Source organism: Campylobacter concisus, from assembly GCF_002913045.1.
In the GTDB taxonomy this organism is placed as follows: domain Bacteria; phylum Campylobacterota; class Campylobacteria; order Campylobacterales; family Campylobacteraceae; genus Campylobacter_A; species Campylobacter_A concisus_AP.
Genome location: NZ_PPAF01000026.1, coordinates 60,310 through 80,124 on the forward strand (window position 1 = coordinate 60,310; position 19,815 = coordinate 80,124).

The 19,815-nt window shown below is 37.2% G+C and carries 21 protein-coding genes; 14 read left to right on the forward strand and 7 right to left on the reverse strand.

All coding sequences use genetic code 11. From position 1 onward, the window contains the following. Position 1: 1 nt before the first annotated feature. From fabD to CYP43_RS02900, 3 genes are read left to right on the forward strand one after another with little or no spacing between them, the layout of a single operon-like run. A complete protein-coding gene (gene fabD, locus CYP43_RS02890; protein ID WP_103582430.1) occupies positions 2–931 on the forward strand; it encodes an ACP S-malonyltransferase in 930 nt (309 codons plus the stop codon). After that, positions 928–1,611, forward strand: a complete 684-nt coding sequence (locus CYP43_RS02895) for a 5'-methylthioadenosine/adenosylhomocysteine nucleosidase (protein ID WP_085657710.1) — start codon at positions 928–930, stop codon at positions 1,609–1,611. Before fabD ends, CYP43_RS02895 begins: the two co-directional genes overlap by 4 nt. Beyond that, the gene (locus CYP43_RS02900; RefSeq protein ID WP_103582431.1) at positions 1,608–2,366 is read left to right on the forward strand and encodes a tRNA 2-thiocytidine biosynthesis TtcA family protein; all 759 of its coding nucleotides are present in this window, start codon (positions 1,608–1,610) and stop codon (positions 2,364–2,366) included. The genes CYP43_RS02895 and CYP43_RS02900 overlap by 4 nt, the downstream gene beginning before the upstream one ends. 232 nt (positions 2,367–2,598) lie before the next feature. Here CYP43_RS02900 and recO read toward each other — a convergent pair whose 3' ends face one another. The 7 genes from recO to bamA all read right to left on the reverse strand — a co-directional run bounded on the left by recO (position 2,599) and on the right by bamA (position 9,271). Beyond that, positions 2,599–3,213 carry a recombination protein RecO gene (recO, locus tag CYP43_RS02905; RefSeq protein WP_103582432.1) on the reverse strand — a complete coding sequence of 205 codons (615 nt, stop codon included), beginning with the start codon at positions 3,211–3,213 and terminating at the stop codon, positions 2,599–2,601. Continuing rightward, positions 3,214–4,137 carry a tRNA dihydrouridine synthase gene (locus tag CYP43_RS02910; RefSeq protein WP_103582433.1) on the reverse strand — a complete coding sequence of 308 codons (924 nt, stop codon included), beginning with the start codon at positions 4,135–4,137 and terminating at the stop codon, positions 3,214–3,216. It lies immediately after the preceding gene. Beyond that, the gene (locus CYP43_RS02915; RefSeq protein WP_103582434.1) at positions 4,134–5,132 is read right to left on the reverse strand and encodes a uroporphyrinogen III synthase HEM4; all 999 of its coding nucleotides are present in this window, start codon (positions 5,130–5,132) and stop codon (positions 4,134–4,136) included. Before CYP43_RS02915 ends, CYP43_RS02910 begins: the two co-directional genes overlap by 4 nt. Before the next feature lie 9 nt (positions 5,133–5,141). Further along, on the reverse strand, positions 5,142–5,498 hold the full coding sequence (gene dksA / locus CYP43_RS02920) for an RNA polymerase-binding protein DksA (RefSeq protein ID WP_035167251.1): 357 nt from the start codon (positions 5,496–5,498) through the stop codon (positions 5,142–5,144). Positions 5,499–5,508: 10 nt separating this feature from the next. Next, on the reverse strand, positions 5,509–5,964 hold the full coding sequence (locus CYP43_RS02925; RefSeq protein WP_103582435.1) for a 23S rRNA (pseudouridine(1915)-N(3))-methyltransferase RlmH: 456 nt from the start codon (positions 5,962–5,964) through the stop codon (positions 5,509–5,511). A 2-nt stretch (positions 5,965–5,966) separates the two neighbouring features. Then, on the reverse strand, positions 5,967–6,881 hold the full coding sequence (gene accD / locus CYP43_RS02930) for an acetyl-CoA carboxylase, carboxyltransferase subunit beta (RefSeq protein ID WP_103582563.1): 915 nt from the start codon (positions 6,879–6,881) through the stop codon (positions 5,967–5,969). A 134-nt stretch (positions 6,882–7,015) separates the two neighbouring features. Continuing rightward, complete coding sequence (bamA, locus tag CYP43_RS02935; RefSeq protein ID WP_054196232.1) at positions 7,016–9,271, reverse strand: outer membrane protein assembly factor BamA; 2,256 nt, start codon at positions 9,269–9,271, stop codon at positions 7,016–7,018. A gap of 89 nt (positions 9,272–9,360) precedes the next feature. Between bamA and CYP43_RS02940 the strand changes: the two genes are divergently transcribed. The 11 genes from CYP43_RS02940 (at position 9,361) to CYP43_RS02990 (ending at position 19,813) form a co-directional block, all read left to right on the forward strand. Then, positions 9,361–10,191, forward strand: a complete 831-nt coding sequence (locus tag CYP43_RS02940; RefSeq protein WP_084108777.1) for a prephenate dehydrogenase — start codon at positions 9,361–9,363, stop codon at positions 10,189–10,191. A 62-nt stretch (positions 10,192–10,253) separates the two neighbouring features. Further along, a complete protein-coding gene (locus CYP43_RS02945; protein ID WP_103582436.1) occupies positions 10,254–11,624 on the forward strand; it encodes a M23 family metallopeptidase in 1,371 nt (456 codons plus the stop codon). Positions 11,625–11,685: 61 nt separating this feature from the next. Next, entirely contained in the window at positions 11,686–12,570 is an 885-nt protein-coding gene (gene lpxC / locus CYP43_RS02950) for a UDP-3-O-acyl-N-acetylglucosamine deacetylase (protein ID WP_084108771.1), read from the forward strand. A gap of 80 nt (positions 12,571–12,650) precedes the next feature. Beyond that, positions 12,651–13,013 carry a glycoprotease gene (locus CYP43_RS02955; protein ID WP_103582437.1) on the forward strand — a complete coding sequence of 121 codons (363 nt, stop codon included), beginning with the start codon at positions 12,651–12,653 and terminating at the stop codon, positions 13,011–13,013. Positions 13,014–13,021: 8 nt separating this feature from the next. After that, entirely contained in the window at positions 13,022–13,906 is an 885-nt protein-coding gene (gene thrB, locus CYP43_RS02960) for a homoserine kinase (RefSeq protein WP_103582438.1), read from the forward strand. A 21-nt stretch (positions 13,907–13,927) separates the two neighbouring features. Beyond that, complete coding sequence (locus CYP43_RS02965; RefSeq protein ID WP_085657700.1) at positions 13,928–14,182, forward strand: hypothetical protein; 255 nt, start codon at positions 13,928–13,930, stop codon at positions 14,180–14,182. Further along, the gene (infB, locus tag CYP43_RS02970) at positions 14,169–16,829 is read left to right on the forward strand and encodes a translation initiation factor IF-2 (protein WP_103582439.1); all 2,661 of its coding nucleotides are present in this window, start codon (positions 14,169–14,171) and stop codon (positions 16,827–16,829) included. Before CYP43_RS02965 ends, infB begins: the two co-directional genes overlap by 14 nt. Beyond that, positions 16,826–17,191 (forward strand): 30S ribosome-binding factor RbfA, encoded by a 366-nt coding sequence (gene rbfA, locus CYP43_RS02975; protein WP_103582440.1) that lies wholly within the window; start codon positions 16,826–16,828, stop codon positions 17,189–17,191. Before infB ends, rbfA begins: the two co-directional genes overlap by 4 nt. Continuing rightward, a complete protein-coding gene (gene rimP / locus CYP43_RS02980) occupies positions 17,184–17,600 on the forward strand; it encodes a ribosome maturation factor RimP (RefSeq protein WP_103582441.1) in 417 nt (138 codons plus the stop codon). Before rbfA ends, rimP begins: the two co-directional genes overlap by 8 nt. Further along, on the forward strand, positions 17,601–19,250 hold the full coding sequence (locus CYP43_RS02985; protein ID WP_103582442.1) for a formate--tetrahydrofolate ligase: 1,650 nt from the start codon (positions 17,601–17,603) through the stop codon (positions 19,248–19,250). An 11-nt stretch (positions 19,251–19,261) separates the two neighbouring features. After that, positions 19,262–19,813: a hypothetical protein gene (locus CYP43_RS02990; RefSeq protein ID WP_103582443.1), complete on the forward strand. Its 552-nt coding sequence runs from the start codon at positions 19,262–19,264 to the stop codon at positions 19,811–19,813. Positions 19,814–19,815 lie beyond the last annotated feature (2 nt).

The following is a 19,815-nucleotide window of genomic DNA, read 5'->3' on the forward strand; positions in this document are numbered from 1 at the left end:
AATGAAAAAATTTGCTTTTGTTTTTGCGGGCCAAGGCTCGCAAAGTATTGGTATGGGAAAAGACTTTTACGAAAATTTTTCTACTACTAAGTTACTTTTAAATGATGCTTGTAATGATACTGGCATTGATTACAAAGAGCTTTTATTTACACAAAACGATAAGTTAGATAAAACAGAATTTACTCAGCCAGCTATTGTTTTAAACTCACTAATGACTTATTTGGCTTTTTCAAATTTTATTAAAGAAAAACCAGAATTTAGTCTTGGGCACTCACTTGGAGAATTTACCGCTCTTGCAGTTAGTGGAGCATTTAATTTTATTGATGCGATTAGGCTTGTGAATTTACGTGGTAAATTTATGCAAGAAGCCTGCGTTGGCAAAGATGCTGGCATGATGGTAGTTCTTGGACTTAGTGATGAAGTGGTTGAAGAAATTTGTAAAAAAGCAAGAGAAGAAGGTTTGCAAATTTATGCTGCAAACTACAACTGCGATGGACAAATCGTTGTCGCTGGTGTAAGAGCCGATCTTGCTAGCTATGAAGCAAAATTTAAAGAAGCTGGCGCAAAAAGAGCAATGCTTTTAAATATGTCAGTAGCAAGCCATTGTCCGATACTTGAGCCAGCTAGTGTTAGGTTGGCAAGTGAGCTTGAGAGTACTTTGGCTGCCAAATTTTCTCCAGTTGTCTCAAACGTAAATGCTAAAATTTATACCGATAAAAGTGAAGCACTAGTTCTGCTAAAAGAGCAGCTAATAAAACCAGTTTGCTATAAACAAAGCATTAAAAACTATGAAAATAATGTTGATTGTTTTATCGAGCTTGGTGCTGCGACGTTAAAGGGCATCAATAAAAAAATTACTGAAAAGCCAACTTATAGTATTACTGATATGGCAAGTCTTGAAGAAGTTGTGAAAATTTTGGAGGAGAGATGATAGCGATACTAGGAGCTATGCAAGAGGAGATAACACCGATCCTTGAAATGGTTGGTGAATACAAAACTGTTCAATATGCAAATAATAAATTTTACTTAGCAAACTATAAAGGAAAAGAGCTAGTCATTGCCTATTCAAAGATAGGCAAAGTAAATGCAGCTATAACAGCAACTTTGATGATAGAAAAATTTAAGGCCTCAAAATTGCTCTTTACTGGCGTAGCTGGCTCACTTGATGAGAGTTTAAAAATAGGTGATATGCTTTATGCTACTAGCTTAGTGCAGCATGATCTTGATATTACGGCTTTTGGACATCCTTATGGCTATGTGCCAGGCACAAGCATCTTTGTCAAAAGTGATGAAGGGCTAAATGAACTGGCAAAAAAGATAGCCGATAAAAAAGATATGAGCTTAAGTGCTGGTATTATTGCGACCGGAGATCAGTTTATCTGTGATAATGAAAAGAAAAATTGGATAAAAAAGATATTTAATGCGAGCGCTACTGAGATGGAAGGTGCTAGCGTTGCACTAGTTTGCGAAACACTTGGTGTGCCATTTTTTATACTAAGAGCTATCAGCGATGGAGCTGGTGATGCAGCAGAGTTTGACTTTGATAAATTTTTGCAAGATTCAGCAAATGTTAGTGCAAAATTTATACTTGAAATGGTAGAAAATTTATGATAGAGCTTAGCAAAAGGCTTCTTAGGCAAGTTGGTCAGACAAATGCCAGATACAAGATGATAGAGGGCGGAGATAAGATCTTGCTTGGTCTTAGCGGTGGTAAAGATAGCCTCGCACTAGCTCACGTACTAAAGCATATCCAAAACGTTACACCTGAAAAATTTGAGTTTAAAGCAGTAACACTAAGCTACGGCATGGGTGAGGACTACGCTTATCTTACGAAGCATTGCAATGAGCACGGAATAGAGCATGAAGTGATAGATAGCTCAATCTTTGAGATTTCAAAAGAGAAAATCCGTAAGAATTCCAGTTTTTGTAGTTTCTTTTCTCGTATGAGAAGAGGTTATCTTTATACTTACGCCTTAAAACATGGTTTTAATAAACTTGCGATTGCTCATCATTTAGACGATGCAGCGGAGAGCTTTTTTATGAACTTTACATATAATGGTGCATTAAGGACGCTTGCTCCAAAATATACTGCAAAAAATGGAATCACGGTTATTAGGCCATTTATCTTCGTTCGCGAGAGACAGCTTCGCGAAAATGCTATCAAAAATGAATTAAGAGTTATCGGTGATGAAGCATGCCCTGCAATGAGATTTGACGTAAAGATGCCGCATGCTAGGTATGAAACCAAACAGCTTTTAGTAACCTTAGAAAAAGAAAATCCAAAGCTTTTTACTTCGCTAAAAGCATCATTTGAAAATATCCATACTGATACTTTTTTTGCTCTCAATAGCAGTAGTGAAGAGTAAAATTTTACTTGTTTTTTGGGACTAATCCCAAGAAGCAAGCTGTAAATATTTCTATTTTAATTAGCTCGTATCAAAATAAATAAAAAAATGTATGAATAGATGAAATTCTTGTACTTGTTAATAAATCAAAACTGTCATATACAACAAATACAAAAGCATTTAGTGCAAAAAGCTACTGGTTAGAATTTTATAACTTAGAAAATTGAAGCTTAAAAAATAGTCATAATAGAGTTTAAAGTCCGTCAAGTAAAATTTTATAAAGTCGGTTTATCTCATCATCATTTAGCTCGATCGTGCTTTTTGTATCAAACAAATTTTTGATTTTATTAGCATCAAATTCATTTCTATCTAGGCAGTGCTTGTGAGAGGGTAAAAAACCACGAGTTAAGCAAAGTTCACTCTCTATCTCCTCGTCGCAGATGAAGCACTCAAGCTCGCTGTGAAGCCTACCTTCATACTCTAAAATTTTGACGTAGCTTTCGATGATAAGGCGTTTTGGATTTTGTAGCTGCATCTGTTTGGCGCAGCGATCAAGCTCATTAAAATAAATTTCATCGAGCTGCTCGACCTCTTTTAGATGATCATAAAGTAGGCGCATGAACTGCTGCCAAATGATGAGCTTGTCTCGCTCTAACAGCCATTTAAAGCCAAGATGAAGTATGCTTCTAAGCTTTGGTAGAAATTTTGCCTCTTGCTCTAGCTCAAAGTCGATCTTGTAGCCGGTCATGATATTTGAGTGGCGAGCGCCAAAAAATCTATACGACTTTACGAGCAAATTTGGCGTTAGCACAAAGACTAAAAGGTCCTCGTCTCTGACCTTTTGCACGCGCAGGATATAGCCTTGCATCTAGGCAAAAAACTCCCTTATGCGCTCTCTCATCGCTGTCGCGTCTTTGATGAAATTTATATCGTTTCTAAAGGTTGTTGCACCGTCGATGCCCTTGCTGTATTGATGCAAGTGCTTTCTAAATATGCAAAGTCCGTGCTCACCGTAGTGCTCGATCATCGCATCAAAGTGAGCTAGGATGATCTTTTGTTTTAGCGCCTTATCTACGCTAGTTTTGGTCTTTATCTCGTGAAATATCCAAGGATTACCAATGCTTGCTCTACCGATCATTAGGGCGTCGCACTTTGTGAGGTTTAAAATTTCATCTGCATTTTGTGCGTTGATATCGCCATTTGCGATGACTGGGATTTTCACGCTTGCCTTTACCCTAGCGATCGCTTCGTAATCAACCTTTGCGCTGTATCCGCCAGCTCTGGTACGCCCATGTACTGCGATATAGTCTGCGCCGGCTTCTTCGCAGGCTTTTGCTATCTGCTCTTCATTTTTGTCGTTAAAGCCAAGTCTAAATTTAACGCTTAGGCTTTCCTTGTTTGAAGTGCTTTTTATGGCTGAGATTATACTTTGAAGCTTATCAAGATCGTTTAACAAAGCCGATCCCGCTCCTTGTCTAATGACCTTTGGTACGGGGCAGCCGCAGTTTAGATCGAGCCCATAAATTCCATCAAATTTATTGATGATTTGCACAGCTTTTTTTATATTTTCTATGTCATTACCAGCTATTTGAACGATGTAAGGCTCTTCGTTTGGGGATTTTTTAATCATTTCAAGCGTTTTGTCACTACTCTCATATACTAGAGCGTTTGCACTGATCATCTCACTAACGGTGACATCGCAGCCAAATTTCTTAACTACGCTTCTTAGCGGCAAGTCAGAAAAGCCAGCAAGTGGCGCTAAGAAAAGTGGCTTTTTACTAAAGTCTATCATTTAAAAAATAACGAGCTAGGCACCATTTTACCGTTATCTCGTAAAAACAGCAAGACCTTTATCTCTTTAAACTCATCTGGGTCGCTACCTTCGATAGCCTCTCTTACTTTATCAAGCATCTGAAGCTCAAATAGCGCATATACGTAAGCCTCATCAGCATCAGCATGGATACTTTTTAACTTCTCAAAGATGCCGATAAATGCATCTGGTTTTAGCTTATTTTTAAGCATTACAGCTGCCTTATCGTATTGAGCTTTTGTTATTTTGGCATTGTTTAGAAGATCAAAAATTTCATCACTATTTAGATCGATCTCGTCATTTACAAAGCGGGTAATAATAAGCATTATATCTTCACTTGCTAGTTCAAAATTTAATCTTTTGATCTCGCTAAAAGAAGCTACTTTTATGAGTTTATCAAATGCAGCTTTTTTAAGGCTCTCATTTTGATCTTGGTTTTTAAGTATGTCAAGATAGTAAGTTGGTAGTTGCTCTATTTTATTTAGCTCATTTAGGATATTTAACTTGCTATCTTTTGCTAATCTAAATTTCTTTAGATCGACGATCTCTTTATTTTTTATACTTTTTATAGTTTGTAAGATATTGTTTATCTCAGCATCATCTACACCGACATCTTTAAGCTCGCCTACTGGTGAGATAGAACGAGTAAGCTGTGAGGCGATCTTGTAAGTGTCGGTTTTGAAGTCTTTATTGCTCTCAAAGCCAAGAAGCGTCTCTTTGGCTAAGTCTTTATAAAGTTGGCTATCTTTTTTGATCCATTTTTTATATCTATAAAAAGCATATCCATGATAAGCGATATGGAGTAGAGCAAGAAGTGCTAAAACAGCTACTGGAAGAGCGACCCAAATAGCAATTGGCAAAGTTATAGTTTGGCCTAAAAGCTCAAATGTGTAATCAGAACTATTAAGAGAATAAGTAAGCCCTGCAATAACTACTATGTAGATTATGCAATAGACGAGAAATTTTCTAGTTTTCATATTTTCTCCTTAGTTTTTTGCTGTTTTTTCGATTATTTCACGGCAAGTTATACAGTATTTTGCATGCGGTTTTACTTTTAGTCGCGGTATGCTGATCTCCTCTTCGCACATATCACAAATTCCATAAGTTTTATTTGCTATCTTCTCTAGTGCTTCATCTATCTCTGATAGCTCCGCTCTTTGTTGCGTCGAGATCGAATGCTCTATTAGCTGGTCTGTATTTACTGAGGCTATATCAAACTCATCGCTTACACCACTATCTCTTAAGCCATTTACTTCAACAGATGAATCATAGATATTTTTTTTGATCTGTAATTTTCTTTCTTCAAGTAATTTTTTAAAAAAATTTAGCTCAGTTTGTGTCATTTATATTCCTTTATTTGTGGTATGGGTGGTTTGCATTTATGCAAAGCGCTCTAAAAATTTGCTCAAAAAGTACAAGCTTGGCAACCTTATGAGCCATCGTCATCTTGCTTAAGCTTACAATTTTTTGCGCTTTATTTTTTAAATTTTGGCTAAGGCCGTAAGCTCCACCTATGAAAAAGTTAATTTGTGAATTTGAGTTTAAAATTTGTGCGAATTCTTGGCTGTCAAGTTGCAAGCCATTTTCATCAAGCATCACACAAAAGCCTTTTAAATTTGGCTCGTAAATTTCATCATAAGCTCTTAATGCTTCGCTTTTTCCAGTGCTTTGAGCTTTTGCTATTTTTTCATTGAAAAAGACTTTATTGTTTATCTTAGCAAATTTTGCACTCATTTTTATATATTCTTGTATTTCGTTTTCAAAGTTGTCACGTGATGATTTTTGAATGCTAAAAACTGAAATTTCCAAATTTAGCCTTTGGTTTTTAGCTTCAGTTCAAAGTTATTTCCATTTTCATCTTGTCTTTCTTTTTGATGCATTGTCTTGTTATTTGTGAGAAATTTAACCATATCGCTTATATATTTTTTATGTTCGCTTCTTGGCACAATAGCATCGATTAAGCCATGTTCTAACAAAAACTCAGCTCTTTGAAATCCCTCTGGTAAATCAGCACCAATGGTTTGTTTGATGACCCTTTGACCAGCAAAGCCTATCAATGCGCCAGGTTCAGCGATTATTAGATCTCCAAGCCAAGCAAAAGAAGCACTAACGCCACCCATTGTTGGATCAGTAAGTATTGAGATATAAGGCAGCTTTGCTTCATCAAGTAGTTTTAAAGCGGCTGATGTCTTTGACATTTGCATCAAAGAGAATGTACTCTCTTGCATTCTAGCTCCGCCTGAAGCACTCACTATGACTAAAGCTTGGCGTTTTTCGATCGCACGTTTTATCGCTCTTACGATCTTTTCGCCCTCAACTGAAGCTAATGAGCCGCCCATGAAGCCAAAGTCAAAAACAACCAGCTGAATCTCTTGTCCGTCGCATTTACCTTCGCCACATATCACTGAGCTTGTGCGTCCTGTTTTTTCTTTATTTTCTGAAATTCTTTTTTTGTATGATTTTTTATCGACAAAATTTAAAGGATCTACTGGTTTTAAATTTGCGTCAAATTCTACAAAGCTACCTTCATCGCAGATCAAATTTATGCGATCAGTAGCTTTTAATCTCATATGATAGCCGCATTTAGGGCATACATTAAAACAAGCTTCAACTTCTTTGTAGTACATCAGTGAGTGACAATTATCGCATTTTACCCAGTGTGTAGGCGCTTCTTCTGGACGAGGTTGAGCTTTTCTTATCTTTGAAAAAATATCTGAGAAATTCATATTTTTACCCACTTATATTAAAAATTGTGGGATTATATCTAATGTTTGCCTTGCTTTTTCTTATATGACTTAAAGTTTGTTTATTTGTAAAGGTTTGAAGGGGGGGGGTAAGTTAGCCCCTTCAAAGTATCTTATTAGAAGCGTCTTCCGATAGTAAACTCAAATGTATTTGTATCATCGCCCTCTTTAGGTTTAAGAGCTTTTGCAAAGATTAGTTGAAGTGGTCCGATAGGTGTTATCCACTCGATACCTGTACCAACTGATGATCTTTTTATCTCATTTAGGCTATTTTCGCCGATCATACCGTAGTCATAAAATACAACACCACGCATTTTGACACGATCTATTATAGGAAAGCTTATTTCAGCTGAATTATTAAATGAAGTTTCGCCGCCGTATTCGTAGTAGTCGCCATTATATTTTACCTTTGGAGATACGGTTCTGCTCTCGTAACCACGTAAGCTTCTTATACCACCAAGGTAAAGTCTTTCGTTGATCGGAGTATATCCTCTTTCCCAAATTTTGCCAAAGCTTGCTTTGTATCTTAAGATAAGATCGTAGTCGATGTATTCTCTAAGACCTAGGTAGTAGTTAAAATTTGTGCGATTTTTGATAAAGTCTATATCGCCACCAAGTCCAGCTATCTCAAATGATGTACTAGCTATGATGCCACGTCTTGGTAAGTAATAATCATCAGTGCTATTGTATGTTAAAGCCGGAGTTATAGCGCTTTTTATAGCTTTACCTTCTCTATAAATTTCTTTTTTAGTTTTTGCGTTGATATCTCTTAGTTCATCATCTTTTAGAGTAATTTTGCTTTGCTCAATATTGTAAGTAAGCGATGCACTTAAATTTCTAGTTAGTTTTCTACCAAGAGTTGTGCTAAAGCCATAGCTTCTCTCTTTATATGTTCTCCAGTCATAGTCATTTGCATAAAGTGTTCCGCCAAGGCTATACTCTGAGTCGAAAATTCTTGGGTTTGTAAGACTTATCTGACCTGAAAGCTCTCTGTCACTTTTATCTACGCTTATTTGTCCTTGAAGGCCAGAGCCAAAGATATTTGTATCAGAAAGTGCTGCATTTAGTAGTAGTCCGTCACTGCTGCCGTATCCGATACCGCCGCTTATTGAGCCAGTTGAGGCTTCTTTTACTTTTACTTTTAGATCGACTGTATTTTTATCAACTGGATCTTCTTCTATCTCGACATCGTCAAAGTAGCTTGTTCTTTTTAGCGCATCTTTTGAGTCTTGAAGGTCGGTTCTACTATATAAATTTCCTTCGGTTAGATAAAGTTCACGTCTTACAACGCGGTCAACGGTCCTATCGTTTCCTGAAATTTGAACATTTCTTATATATACTTTTTCGCCAGGATCTACTTCATAATCAATATCGACAGTTTTATTTTCATCAAATTTATCAGTCTTTGGATAGACCTTCACAAACGCATAACCTTTATCAGCAACCATATCATCGAGCTTTTTCATATCTTGGCGAAGTCTTGCTGAGTTCATCGTATCGCCAGCCTCAAGCCTAAAGTCATCTATGATCTTTTTAGTGTCAAGCTCCAGCTCTTCAGGTGCTGTAATGCTTACATTTGAAACCTTATAAGGCTCACCTTCATGAACATAATAAGTAAGATCAGCTGTGTAATTATCAAACGATGAATTTAAATAAGGTGACGAAATAGTCGCGTCTAAATAGCCTTTTTGGAAATATTTGTCTTGTATTCTTGCTGGATCATTTTCAAGCTCAAAAAGTTTAACTTTACCGTCATTTCTGCCCCAAAGCCAGCCCATAAATTCTCTACTTTTATTTGCAACTACTGGCTCAATGTCATCATAATCAAACTCTTTTGCGCCGACTAAATTTACATTTTTGATTATCATATTTTCGCCGCGGTTTATGTTGAGTGTTATAAAAAGTGAGCTGTCGTTGTCTGCAACTGGTTGTTTTTCTACGTCTACAACGGTATCAAAATATCCCTTTGACTCATAATACTGACGAATTCTCTCTTTAGTTTTTTCTATTGTAAGCTCATCGTACATATTGCCTGGTTTGATATTGATTAACGACTCTATGGCAGTTTTGTCATTTGTTACGACGCCTTTTAGATCGACCCTAGCAACACTTGGCTTCTCTTTTACAGCTACTAAAAGATTACCATTGCCTGTATCTTCTATGTAGATATCGTCGAAATAGTTTTGTTTGTATAAATTTGTGATCGCCTTATCGCTAAGCTTTGGAGTCAGATCCTGACCGACTTTTAAGCCCATTATTTGGCTTGCTACTTCAGGCGAAAGGTGAATTAGGCCTTTAAAGTTTATTGACTGGATTGTTTGTGCGCTTAGGCCGCTGAAAGCTAATGCTAATAAAAATAATTTCTTTTTCATTAAATTTAACCTAGAGTTTTAGTATAAGTGCGTATAATATCATATTTTATTTTTAATAAATTTAAATTTTATAATTTTGAAGGTTTTTTATGAAAATAGGTATCATCGGACTTGGTCTTATGGGTGGCTCGCTTGGTCTTGCACTAAAAGATGAAAAATTAATCTCTTGTGTTAGTGGATATGACAAAGATGAAAATCATAGCAAAAAGGCCTTAGAACTTGGCTTGGTGCATGAAATTTTAAGCATTGACGAGATGAAAAAGAAGTGTGACATCATCTTTTTGGCTGTGCCAGTTGAAGCTATCGTATCAATAGTGCAAAATTTAACCGATATCAGCGAAGATACAACTATCATTGATTTTGGCTCAACCAAACAAAAGATCATCGAGGCGGTACCAGAAAAAATTCGTAAAAATTTCATCCCAGCTCACCCGATGGCAGGTACTGAGTATTCTGGTCCAGAGGCTGCTTTTAAATCACTTTACACAGGAGCAACTGTCATAGTTTGCGATTTTGCTGAGAGCGCAGAAAAACATGTAAAAAGAAGCGTTGAGCTATTTTCTTGCCTTGGTATGAAGATTATTTTTATGAGTGCGAAAGAACATGATCATCACGTGGGTCTTATTTCACATTTGCCTCATGCGATCGCATTTTCGCTTGCTAGTGGAATTTTAAAAGAAGAGGATAAAAGGCACATCGTAGCACTTGGCGGACCTACATTTAAGGGTATGATACGTGTCGCAAAGAGTTCGCCTTTTATGTGGAGCGATATCTTTAAGCAAAATAAAAATAATGTTGTTGAAGCCATAAACATGTTTGAAAAAGAGCTAAATTTGTGCAAAGATCTCATCAAAGATGAGCGTTGGGATGAGCTTTTTGCATGGATGAGCGACGCTAGAGCTGTAAGAGAAATTTTGTAATTAACTAAAAATTTATTGATTTACGTGTAAAATTTTGCAAATTAAATTTAAGGTAAAAATATATGTATAGACGTGGAATTGGCGGTTTTGGTATTGTTGTGCTTTTGCTAATTTTAATCTTAGTCGGTGGTTTTGGCTATGCTTTGATGTCAAAAGATTTTGAGCGAAATGAACCGATAATCGGTGTTGCTGATAAAGTTTATTGGAATCTTAGAACCCCAATGAATATCAAATTTAAAGACGATAGTGGTATAAAATTTGTACGAATTAGTATGAATGATGGGAAAAATGATCTAAATTTGTTAAATCAAATCATGCAAAATCCAAGTACTGAGCTTGATGTAAATTTAACCTTTCCAAAGACTGGCTTTTTTGCTCAAAAAGATACCTATGAGATGAATATCGAAGCTGTAGATACTAGCAAATGGAGTTTTTTTACTGGCAACAAAGCTAGCAAAAAGGTTGAAGTAGTGCTTGATACTTCAAAGCCTGATCTTTACGTACTTTCGCAATCTTATTCTATCTCAAAAGGTGGTAGTGCTGTTGTGGTGTTTAGAGCGACTGATAACCAGCTAAAAGAGGCCTATGTCCAGACAAATTTTGGTAAGAAATTTAAAGCTGTGCCATTTTATAAAGAGGGCTTTTATGCAGCACTTGTTGCTTGGCCAGTTCAGGTTGAAAATTTTAGTGCCGAGGTCATTGCAAGAGACTTTGCAGGCAACGAAAGCAAGTCACATGTTAGATATTTTTATGAAAATGTAAAGTATAAAACTTCAACTATTGCATTAAATGATAGATTTTTAGATGGTAAGATAGTTGATCTAACTGATCAATATGCAAAAGATCCAAGCGCGCTTTCAAGGCTTGAGAAAATGAGATTTGTCAATGAAACGCTTAGAAACTCAAATGAGGAAAAGATAACAGCACTTACTACAAATCCTGGTGATGAGATGTTAACTGGCTTTAGTGTGACACCATTTTACCCACTAAGAAATGGTAAAAAAGTGGCTGACTTCGCCGATCACCGATACTATACATATAATAACGAGCAAGTAAGCGAGTCTTGGCATATGGGAATAGACTTTGCAAGTGTGGCCGCAGCTCCTATTATAGCTAGCAATGCTGGTCGTGTTGTGCTAGCATCTGAAAATGGAATTTATGGATTAAATATTGTGATCGATCATGGATTTGGGCTTTATTCGCTTTATGGACACTGCTCAAGCACTAGAGTAAAAGAGGGCGATATGGTCGCTGCTGGTGATCAGATAGGTACAACTGGAACGAGCGGCCTTGCACTTGGAGATCACCTTCACTTTGGAATTTTAGTCCAAGGCGAAGAGGTAAGACCTCAACAATGGATGGATAAAAAGTGGATAAAAGACAATATCACAAGTGTCTTAGATGCTGCAAAAGCGATGATAGACAAGAACTAAAAATTTGCAAAATTGATTTTTTAGTGCTATCATAAGCGGATCAAAAATATAAGGAAAATTCTTGAAACAAACTACTATCGCAAGACGCGTTGAGACCGTTGGTATAGGGCTTCATAAAGGTGAGCCGATAAGACTTATACTAGAACCTCTTGATGCAAATTCTGGTATTATTTTGCACCGCGAAGATCTTGGTATTAGTTTTAAAGCTGAGCCTAAAAATGTTATAAATACGCAAATGGCAACCGTTGTTGGCAACGAAAAGGGCTTTATTAGTACGATCGAACACCTGATGTCAGCCATAAATGGTTATGGCATTGATAATATTAGAATCTCTGTTGATGCAAATGAAATTCCAGTGATGGATGGTAGTGCAATAAGCTTTTGTATGCTACTTGATGAAGCTGGTATAAGATATCTTGATGCTGGCAAAAAAGTAATTCTTGTCCGCCGCGAAGTTGAAGTCGTTGAGGGTTCTAAATTTGTGCGAACTTCACCTTCAAGAAGTCCAAAATTTGACTATACGATAAAATTTGATCATCCAGTTATTGGTGAACAAAGATATGTTTTTGATTTTAGTAAAAGCTCTTTTATAAAAAATATAGCTCGTGCTAGGACTTTTGGCTTTTTGAAAGATTTACAACGTTTGCAAGCTCAAAATTTAGCTCTTGGTGCATCGCTTGATAATGCCGTGGCAATCGATGATACGCATATCCTAAATCCAGAAGGTTTGAGATTTGAAAATGAGTTTGTAAGGCACAAAATTTTAGATGCGATTGGTGATTTAAGCTTGCTTGGAGCGCCTTTATTGGGCGATTATACAGCATTTGCTGGAAGCCATGACCTAAATCACAAATTAACTCTTGCTTTGATGTCCGATGAGAAAAACTACGAGATCGCAACTCTAAATGGTGAACTTCTAAAAGAGTATCAAAAGGTATTTGCATAGAAAATATTGAAATTTTAGTTGTCTCTTTATCTACTCCGCTTTTAGTTGGAGTATATAAAGACGGCGTAAAATTTGATGAAATTACGACTGATGAACATGTCAGTGAAGCTTTGATAAAAATCTTAGAAAATTTATCCTCTAAATTTAATATCACAAAAATTATCTATGCAAATACGCCAGGAAGCTTTATGGGGTTAAAGGTGGCCTATGTCATTTTAAAGACTTTCTCTTTAGCAAAGGGTTGCGAATTTTATGCGGTTAGCGGCTTTAGCTTAAATGGAGGCCAAGCGATCAGAGCAAATAAAAATTTAAGCTTCATTTTAAAAGATGGCAAAATTTCACTTGAAAAAGTAGAGCCAGCAGGATTTAGATTGCCTTTAAATTTAGATGAATTAAAACTAAATTCAGATACACTTCCAGATTATATCATTCAAGCAGTTTAGGAGAAATTTTGAACATCTTAGTGCCTGCAACAAGTGCAAATTTGGGTCCTGGTTTCGATGCTTTGGGGCTTAGTTTGAAGCTTTTTAATAGCGTGAAAATCGAGCCAGCAAAATTTAGCTCAGTGTCGATAAACGGCGAAGGCAGTGGAAGTGTAAATTTAAAGAGAAATAATATATTCTTAAGTATTTTTAATGAAATTTTTTTTGAGCTAACTGGTAAAAATGAAAATTTTAGAGTCGTTTTTGAAAATAATATCCCATTTTCAAGGGGACTTGGCAGTAGCTCCGCTGTTATCGTTGGAGCCATTGCTTCAGCGTACGAAATGGCTGGCTTTAAGGCAAGTAAAGAGATAGTTTTAAATAAAGCCATCATCTACGAAACCCATCCTGATAATATCTCGCCAGCAGTTCACGGCGGATTTATCAGTGCGATTGTAAAAAATGGCAATGTTTACGCAAATAAAATAAGCTTAAGTGACGAGATAAAGGCAGTAGTTGTTATCCCAAATAAACCAATGAGTACATCCTCGTCAAGACAAATTTTACCAAAGAACTATACGATGAAAGAGTGTGTAAATAACTTATCTCATGCTGCTTTTTTAACATCTTGTTTTTATGAAAAAAAGTATGATCTCTTAAAAATAGCAAGCAAAGATTTGATGCATGAAGAGCGTAGAATGCACGCTTTAGAAGAACTTTTTGAAGTTAGAAAAGTAGCTTATGAAAATGGTGCTTTAATGAGCACGCTTTCAGGCTCAGGTTCTAGTTTTTTAAACATCGCTTACAATGACGATGCTAAAAATTTACAAGATATTTTAAAGAGTAAATTTGGTGATTTTAGGGTTGAGGTTTTTTCATTTGATAACGATGGATACGAAATTACGCAAAGCTAAAAACAAGTTTAAAAAGATATAATGAACAAAAATAATCCCGTAAGGACATGTGTCGCTTGTAAAGTTAAAATTTCTCAGAGCTTGCTAAAAAGATACCGCTTGGTAGGTAAGAATTTAGAGCATGGCAAAGGAAATGGTCGTAGCTTTTATCTGTGCGACAAATGTATGCAAAAAGATATAAAAATTTTAAAAAAAATAATTGATAAACAAACTAAAGGTGCTTTTATTTGTGATGCACCGAAGTTAAAGGAGATACTCTTAAATGAGCAATGTTAGGATTTCAGAGATCGCAAACGAGCTTGGCTATCCAAGTAAAGAGATAGTAGAAAAAGCTCAAGAGCTAGGATTAAAAGTCAAAACTCACTCAAATGCAGTTAGCCTTGAAGAGGCCGAAGCTATATATGAATATGTTCAAACTGGTGTGATACCAGATAAATTTAAAAAGAAAAAGAGTGAACCTAAACCAAAAAAAGAACCAAAAAAAGAACCTAAAAAAGAAGTTGAAAAAGAGTCAGTAAAAAAAGAAGAAAAACAAAAAAGTGAATCTAAAAAAGCTACTACTAAAACTGAGTCAAAGTCGGTAAAAGCTGAGACTAAGAAAGAGACACAAATTTTAGAAGAAAAACAAAAAATCGAGCCTAAAAAAGAAGAAATCAAAGTAGAGCAAAAACAAGTCGAAGCTCCAAGACCAAAAGAGAGCTTGGCCGATGTGACTCAAAAAAGACGTGGCCTTGTGATAGTAAAAAAGAAAAAAGATTATGAAACGCCAATTGCTACAAAAGAAGAGAAAAAGCCTGAACCAAGCATAGCTAATATAAGCGATTTTAAAAGTATGTTTTCAGCAAATGATGAAAATTTAGCTAAGAAAAAGAAAAAAGATAAAAAAGTAGTTGTTGCAAGTAAAAAGGATAGCGCCCAGAAGATGGATCTGCTTGACGGAAGTGATTTTGGTGACATAGTGCTAGAAGATGAAGATGTAGTCGTTCTTCCTGATTTTAGTTTTAAAACTCCGGCACCAGCACCAGCTCAAAAGACAAAACAGCCAAATGTTATGAGAACTACGGTCAACAATACGATAAATTCATTTGGCGAAGGCGGCATTCAAAGAAGAGCTAGAAAAAAACACAAAAAGCCTGAAAATAAACAAAATAATGAAGCTGTGACGTCTATAAATATTCCAAAAGAAATTCGTGTTTATGAATTTGCTGAAAAGCTAAACAAACAGCCAAGCGAGATCATTGGTAAGCTTTTCATGCTTGGCATGATGACAACAAAAAATGACTTTTTGGATGAAGATGCGATAGAAATTTTGGCTGATGAGTTTAATGTAGAGGTTAATATCATCGATGATCAAAAAGAATTTGACTACGTAGCAGCCTATGAAGAAGAGATAAAAGACGATGAAAATCTCCAGCCAAGAGCACCAGTCATAACCATCATGGGTCACGTTGATCATGGTAAAACTTCATTGCTTGATTACATAAGAAAATCACGTGTAGCAGCAGGAGAGGCCGGTGGTATCACTCAGCATGTTGGTGCTTATATGGTAAATAAAAACGGCAAAAACATCACGTTTATTGACACCCCAGGTCACGAAGCGTTTACTGCTATGCGTGCAAGAGGTGCTGGTGTAACTGATATAGTTATTATAGTTGTTGCAGCAGATGATGGCGTAAAACCACAAACAAAAGAGGCTGTCAGCCACGCAAAAGCCGCTGGTGTACCAATAATCATCGCGATAAATAAAATGGATAAAGAGTCAGCAAATCCTGACCTAGTAAAGACAGGTCTTGCCGAGCTTGATATCATGCCAACAGAGTGGGGTGGAAAATATGAATTTGTGCCAATCTCTGCAAAAACAGGCATGGGTATAGATGATCTATTAGAGATCGTACTTTTACAAGCTGATCTTTTAGAGCTAAAAGCAAATCCAAAAGCAAATGCGAAAGCAACTGTTATCGAGAGCTCACTTCAAAAAGGTCGTGGTCCAGTAGCTACCATCATCGTTGAAAACGGCACGCTTCATGTTGGGGATACTGTCGTAGCTGGCGTTGCATATGGAAAGATAAGAAGCTTACTTGATGACCAAGGTAAGCCTTTGCAAGATATAAAACCAGGCGAATGCGGTGTGATAGTAGGTCTTAGTGAGATAGCAGAGGCTGGCGAGACGCTAATAGGTGTAAAAACAGATAAAGAGGCTCGTGAGTACGCACAGAAAAAGGCTGAATATATCCGCCAAAAAGAGCTTAGTAAGAGCACGAAAGTTAGTATTGATGAGCTTAGTGCTAAGATCGCTGAGGGTGAGTTAAAGACGCTTCCAGTTATTATTAAAGCTGACGTTGGTGGCTCACTTGAGGCGCTAAAAGCAAGTCTAGAAAAACTAGCAAATGATGAGATCAGGGTAAATGTCATCCACTCAGGTGTTGGCGGCATCACGCAAAGCGATGTAGCACTTGCTAGTGCGAGCGAAGACTGTATAATCCTTGGTTTTAACATAAGACCAACTGGCGAGATAAAAGAAAAGGCAAAAGAGAGTGGCGTTGAAATTAAAACTTATAACGTTATTTATAATTTAATTGACGACGTGAAGGCAATTTTAGGTGGATTAATGTCACCGATCATCAGAGAAGAGCAGCTTGGTCAAGCTCAGGTTCGTCAAGTGATCCATGTGCCAAAAGTTGGTGCTATCGCTGGATGTATCGTTACTGAAGGCACGATAAACAGAGGTGCAAAAATTCGCCTTATTAGAGAAGGTGTGGTCGTTTACGAGGGCTCGGTAAGTTCATTAAAACGCTTCAAAGATGACGTCAAAGAGGTTGCTAAAGGTTATGAGTGTGGCGTTGGTATCGAAAATTTCAACGATATTAGAGAAAATGACTATATCGAAAGCTTTAAAGAAGTCAAGGAGAAAGCTACTCTATGAACGCTAACGAAATAAAGCGTATGAGAACAGAGAGTGTGCTAAAAGAGCTCATTCCAGAGGCTCTAGCTACTCTTGAAGATGGTATTTTAAAGGGGATTTGCGTCACTGATGTCGAGTGTAAAAAGGGCAGATACGACGCCTTTGTTTATCTTGACAAAATGGCATTTGATGAGCGTGAACAAGAGTATATTTTGGGACATTTAAAGCGAGTTTGCAGGCATTTGCAAAACCACTGCATGGCAGCTGAGGGCTGGTACAGATGCCCAAATTTTCACTTTAAATTTGACGATAGATTAGAGTATCAAAACCATATGGATAAGTTGTTTGATAAAATTTCAAAGGATTTAAACAAAAATGGATAATTTAGACAAACTAGTACGCGAATGCGGTGTCGAGCTTTACGATAGCGAGATCGCAAATGAAAATGGTAGGGCTATTTTTAGAGTTTATATCACAAAAAATGGCGGAGTGAGCCTAGATGACTGTGAAAAAGTAAGCCGTCTACTCTCGCCTATCTTTGACGTGACACCGCCAGTTAGTGGGGATTATAACCTCGAAGTTAGCTCGCCTGGCCTTGAGAGAAAGCTTAGTAAGCCATCTCATTTTAAATCAAGCATTGGTGAGCTAGTTAAAATTCAAACCGAGACTGAGAAATTTGCAGGAAGGCTCGTAAAAGCGGATGATGAGAGCATCGCAGTTGAAAACGAAGAGGGAATTTTTGAGATCAACATTAGTGAGATAAAAAAAGCAAAAACATATTTGGAGTGGTAAATGCTAAGCGACATCGAGATAACTCACCAAACAAAATTAGAACACATCAGTAAAGTTGCTGCAAGACTAGGCTTAAGCGAAGACGAGCTTGAGCTTTACGGCAAATATAAGGCTAAAATTTCTCCAAGGCTTGAGCCGTCAAACTCAAAGCTCATCTTAGTCACCGCGACTAATCCAACCCCATATGGCGAGGGCAAAACGACTATGTCGATCGGTCTAGCCGACGCACTAAATTCACTTAATAAAAAGGTTTGCCTAGCGCTTCGTGAGCCATCTCTTGGGCCAGTTTTTGGTATAAAGGGTGGAGCAGCAGGTGGCGGCTACTCGCAGCTTGCGCCGATGGAGGATCTAAATTTACACTTCACTGGCGATTTTCATGCTATAACATCGGCAAATAACCTTATTTCAGCGATGATAGATAATAGCCTCTATCAAGAAAACCCGCTAAAAATCGAGAAAATTTTATGGAAGCGCTGTATGGATATGAACGACCGCGCGCTTAGGTTTATCACTGTGGGTCAGGGTGGCAGGACGGATGGCGTGCCAAGAGAAGATGGCTTTAATATCACCGCTGCAAGCGAGATCATGGCTGTGCTTTGTCTAGCAACAAGCCTTTCTGATCTAAAAAAGCGCGTGGCAAATATTATGGTCGCCTACGATAGTGATAAAAAGCCTATCTATGTGCGTGATCTAGGCTGTCAAGACGCTGTTTGTATACTTTTAAAAGATGCAATTAAGCCAAATTTATTTCAAACGCTTGAACACACACCTACACTCGTGCATGGTGGCCCATTTGCAAACATCGCGCACGGCTGCAACTCCGTTATCGCAACTAAAACAGCTCTAAATTTAGCTGACTACGTCATCACTGAAGCTGGCTTTGGCTCTGAGCTTGGTGCGGAGAAATTTTTAGATATAAAATGCAGGGTTGCTGATATCAGGCCAAGCGCTGTGGTGCTTGTAAGTACGATCAGATCGCTAAAATATAACGGCGAAGCAAATAAAGACGAGATCACAAAACCAGACATGAACGCTCTTAAAAAAGGTATCGAAAACCTTGGCGGACACATCGAAAATTTAAAAGGAAAATTTGGACAAAACGTAGTTGTGGCGCTTAACAAATTTGGCTTTGACACCGATGAAGAGATAAATTTCGTAAAAGAGTACTGCCGCGAGCTTGGTGTAGAAGTGGCAGTTTGTGAGAATTTCTTAAAAGGTGGTAAAGGTGCGATTGAGCTTGCCGAGCTAGTTTTAAAAGTGTGTGATAAGCCGAGCAAGATAAATTTTACATACGAGATGAGCGATGATACGAAAACTAAAATAGAAAAAGTCGCTAAGGAAATTTATGGAGCTGGCGAGGTGGTCTTTGAGGAAGCCGCTCTTAAAAAGCTTGATATGATAAAAGAGCTAAATTTGAGCCATTTGCCAGTTTGTATAGCAAAAACTCAGTATTCATTTAGCGACGATGCGAAGCTTTTGGGTAGAGCAAAAGGCTTTACATTTAGTGTAAAAGATCTTGATATTAGAACCGGGGCTGGCTTTATCGTCGCAGTTTGCGGTAAGATCATGCTAATGCCAGGACTTCCAAAAGTGCCAGCTGCTATCAATATGAAGATAGATGCAGACGGCAAGATCGACGGCTTATCGTAAATTTAGAAAATATGAAATTTGTAAAAATACTCTTTTTAATAGTTTTAAGTGTTTTCTTCGTTGGATGCTCAGGAAGATATAAATATAATGTTGAGCCAACGCCGATACAAAAAGGCGTGGCTAAATATATTGTTAGTGATTTTAACCTAACATTGACGAATCAACCAACTAGATACGAGCACAACCCTGACTATAAAAATGAAAGCGAACTTCGTGATGAGTTTGTGGAATTTATAAACAAGCATCTAAAAGAGCAGGGCATTTTAGGGGACGAAAATAGTTTCAAGATAAAAATACAAATGGACTATGAAAGATGGTTTAACTGGGGTGGCAAGGCGTTAAACAAGCCACACTTTCGCTATAGCGTGAAAATTTATGATAACGCTGATAGGCTTTTGGTCTCTTACGCTATACCACTTTCTACAACGAAATATAGCTATTTTAAAGAGATCTCTGTTTTGGCAGAGATTGCTGCTTTTAGATGGGACGTGGAGGATGAGCCGACCGATATCGACTTGATCTCAAAAACTCTTGTTGATGAGATAAAAGATATAGGAAAATAAAT

Coding starts and splice junctions, on each gene's coding strand:
- fabD (WP_103582430.1), top strand. CDS start 2: ATGAAAAAATTTGCTTTTGTTTTTGCGGGCCAAGGCTCGCAAAGTATT.
- CYP43_RS02895 (WP_085657710.1), top strand. CDS start 928: ATGATAGCGATACTAGGAGCTATGCAAGAGGAGATAACACCGATCCTT.
- CYP43_RS02900 (WP_103582431.1), top strand. CDS start 1,608: ATGATAGAGCTTAGCAAAAGGCTTCTTAGGCAAGTTGGTCAGACAAAT.
- recO (WP_103582432.1), bottom strand. CDS start 3,213: ATGCAAGGCTATATCCTGCGCGTGCAAAAGGTCAGAGACGAGGACCTT.
- CYP43_RS02910 (WP_103582433.1), bottom strand. CDS start 4,137: ATGATAGACTTTAGTAAAAAGCCACTTTTCTTAGCGCCACTTGCTGGC.
- CYP43_RS02915 (WP_103582434.1), bottom strand. CDS start 5,132: ATGAAAACTAGAAAATTTCTCGTCTATTGCATAATCTACATAGTAGTT.
- dksA (WP_035167251.1), bottom strand. CDS start 5,498: ATGACACAAACTGAGCTAAATTTTTTTAAAAAATTACTTGAAGAAAGA.
- accD (WP_103582563.1), bottom strand. CDS start 6,881: ATGAATTTCTCAGATATTTTTTCAAAGATAAGAAAAGCTCAACCTCGT.
- bamA (WP_054196232.1), bottom strand. CDS start 9,271: ATGAAAAAGAAATTATTTTTATTAGCATTAGCTTTCAGCGGCCTAAGC.
- CYP43_RS02940 (WP_084108777.1), top strand. CDS start 9,361: ATGAAAATAGGTATCATCGGACTTGGTCTTATGGGTGGCTCGCTTGGT.
- CYP43_RS02945 (WP_103582436.1), top strand. CDS start 10,254: ATGTATAGACGTGGAATTGGCGGTTTTGGTATTGTTGTGCTTTTGCTA.
- CYP43_RS02965 (WP_085657700.1), top strand. CDS start 13,928: ATGAACAAAAATAATCCCGTAAGGACATGTGTCGCTTGTAAAGTTAAA.
- infB (WP_103582439.1), top strand. CDS start 14,169: ATGAGCAATGTTAGGATTTCAGAGATCGCAAACGAGCTTGGCTATCCA.
- rbfA (WP_103582440.1), top strand. CDS start 16,826: ATGAACGCTAACGAAATAAAGCGTATGAGAACAGAGAGTGTGCTAAAA.
- rimP (WP_103582441.1), top strand. CDS start 17,184: ATGGATAATTTAGACAAACTAGTACGCGAATGCGGTGTCGAGCTTTAC.
- CYP43_RS02985 (WP_103582442.1), top strand. CDS start 17,601: ATGCTAAGCGACATCGAGATAACTCACCAAACAAAATTAGAACACATC.
- CYP43_RS02990 (WP_103582443.1), top strand. CDS start 19,262: ATGAAATTTGTAAAAATACTCTTTTTAATAGTTTTAAGTGTTTTCTTC.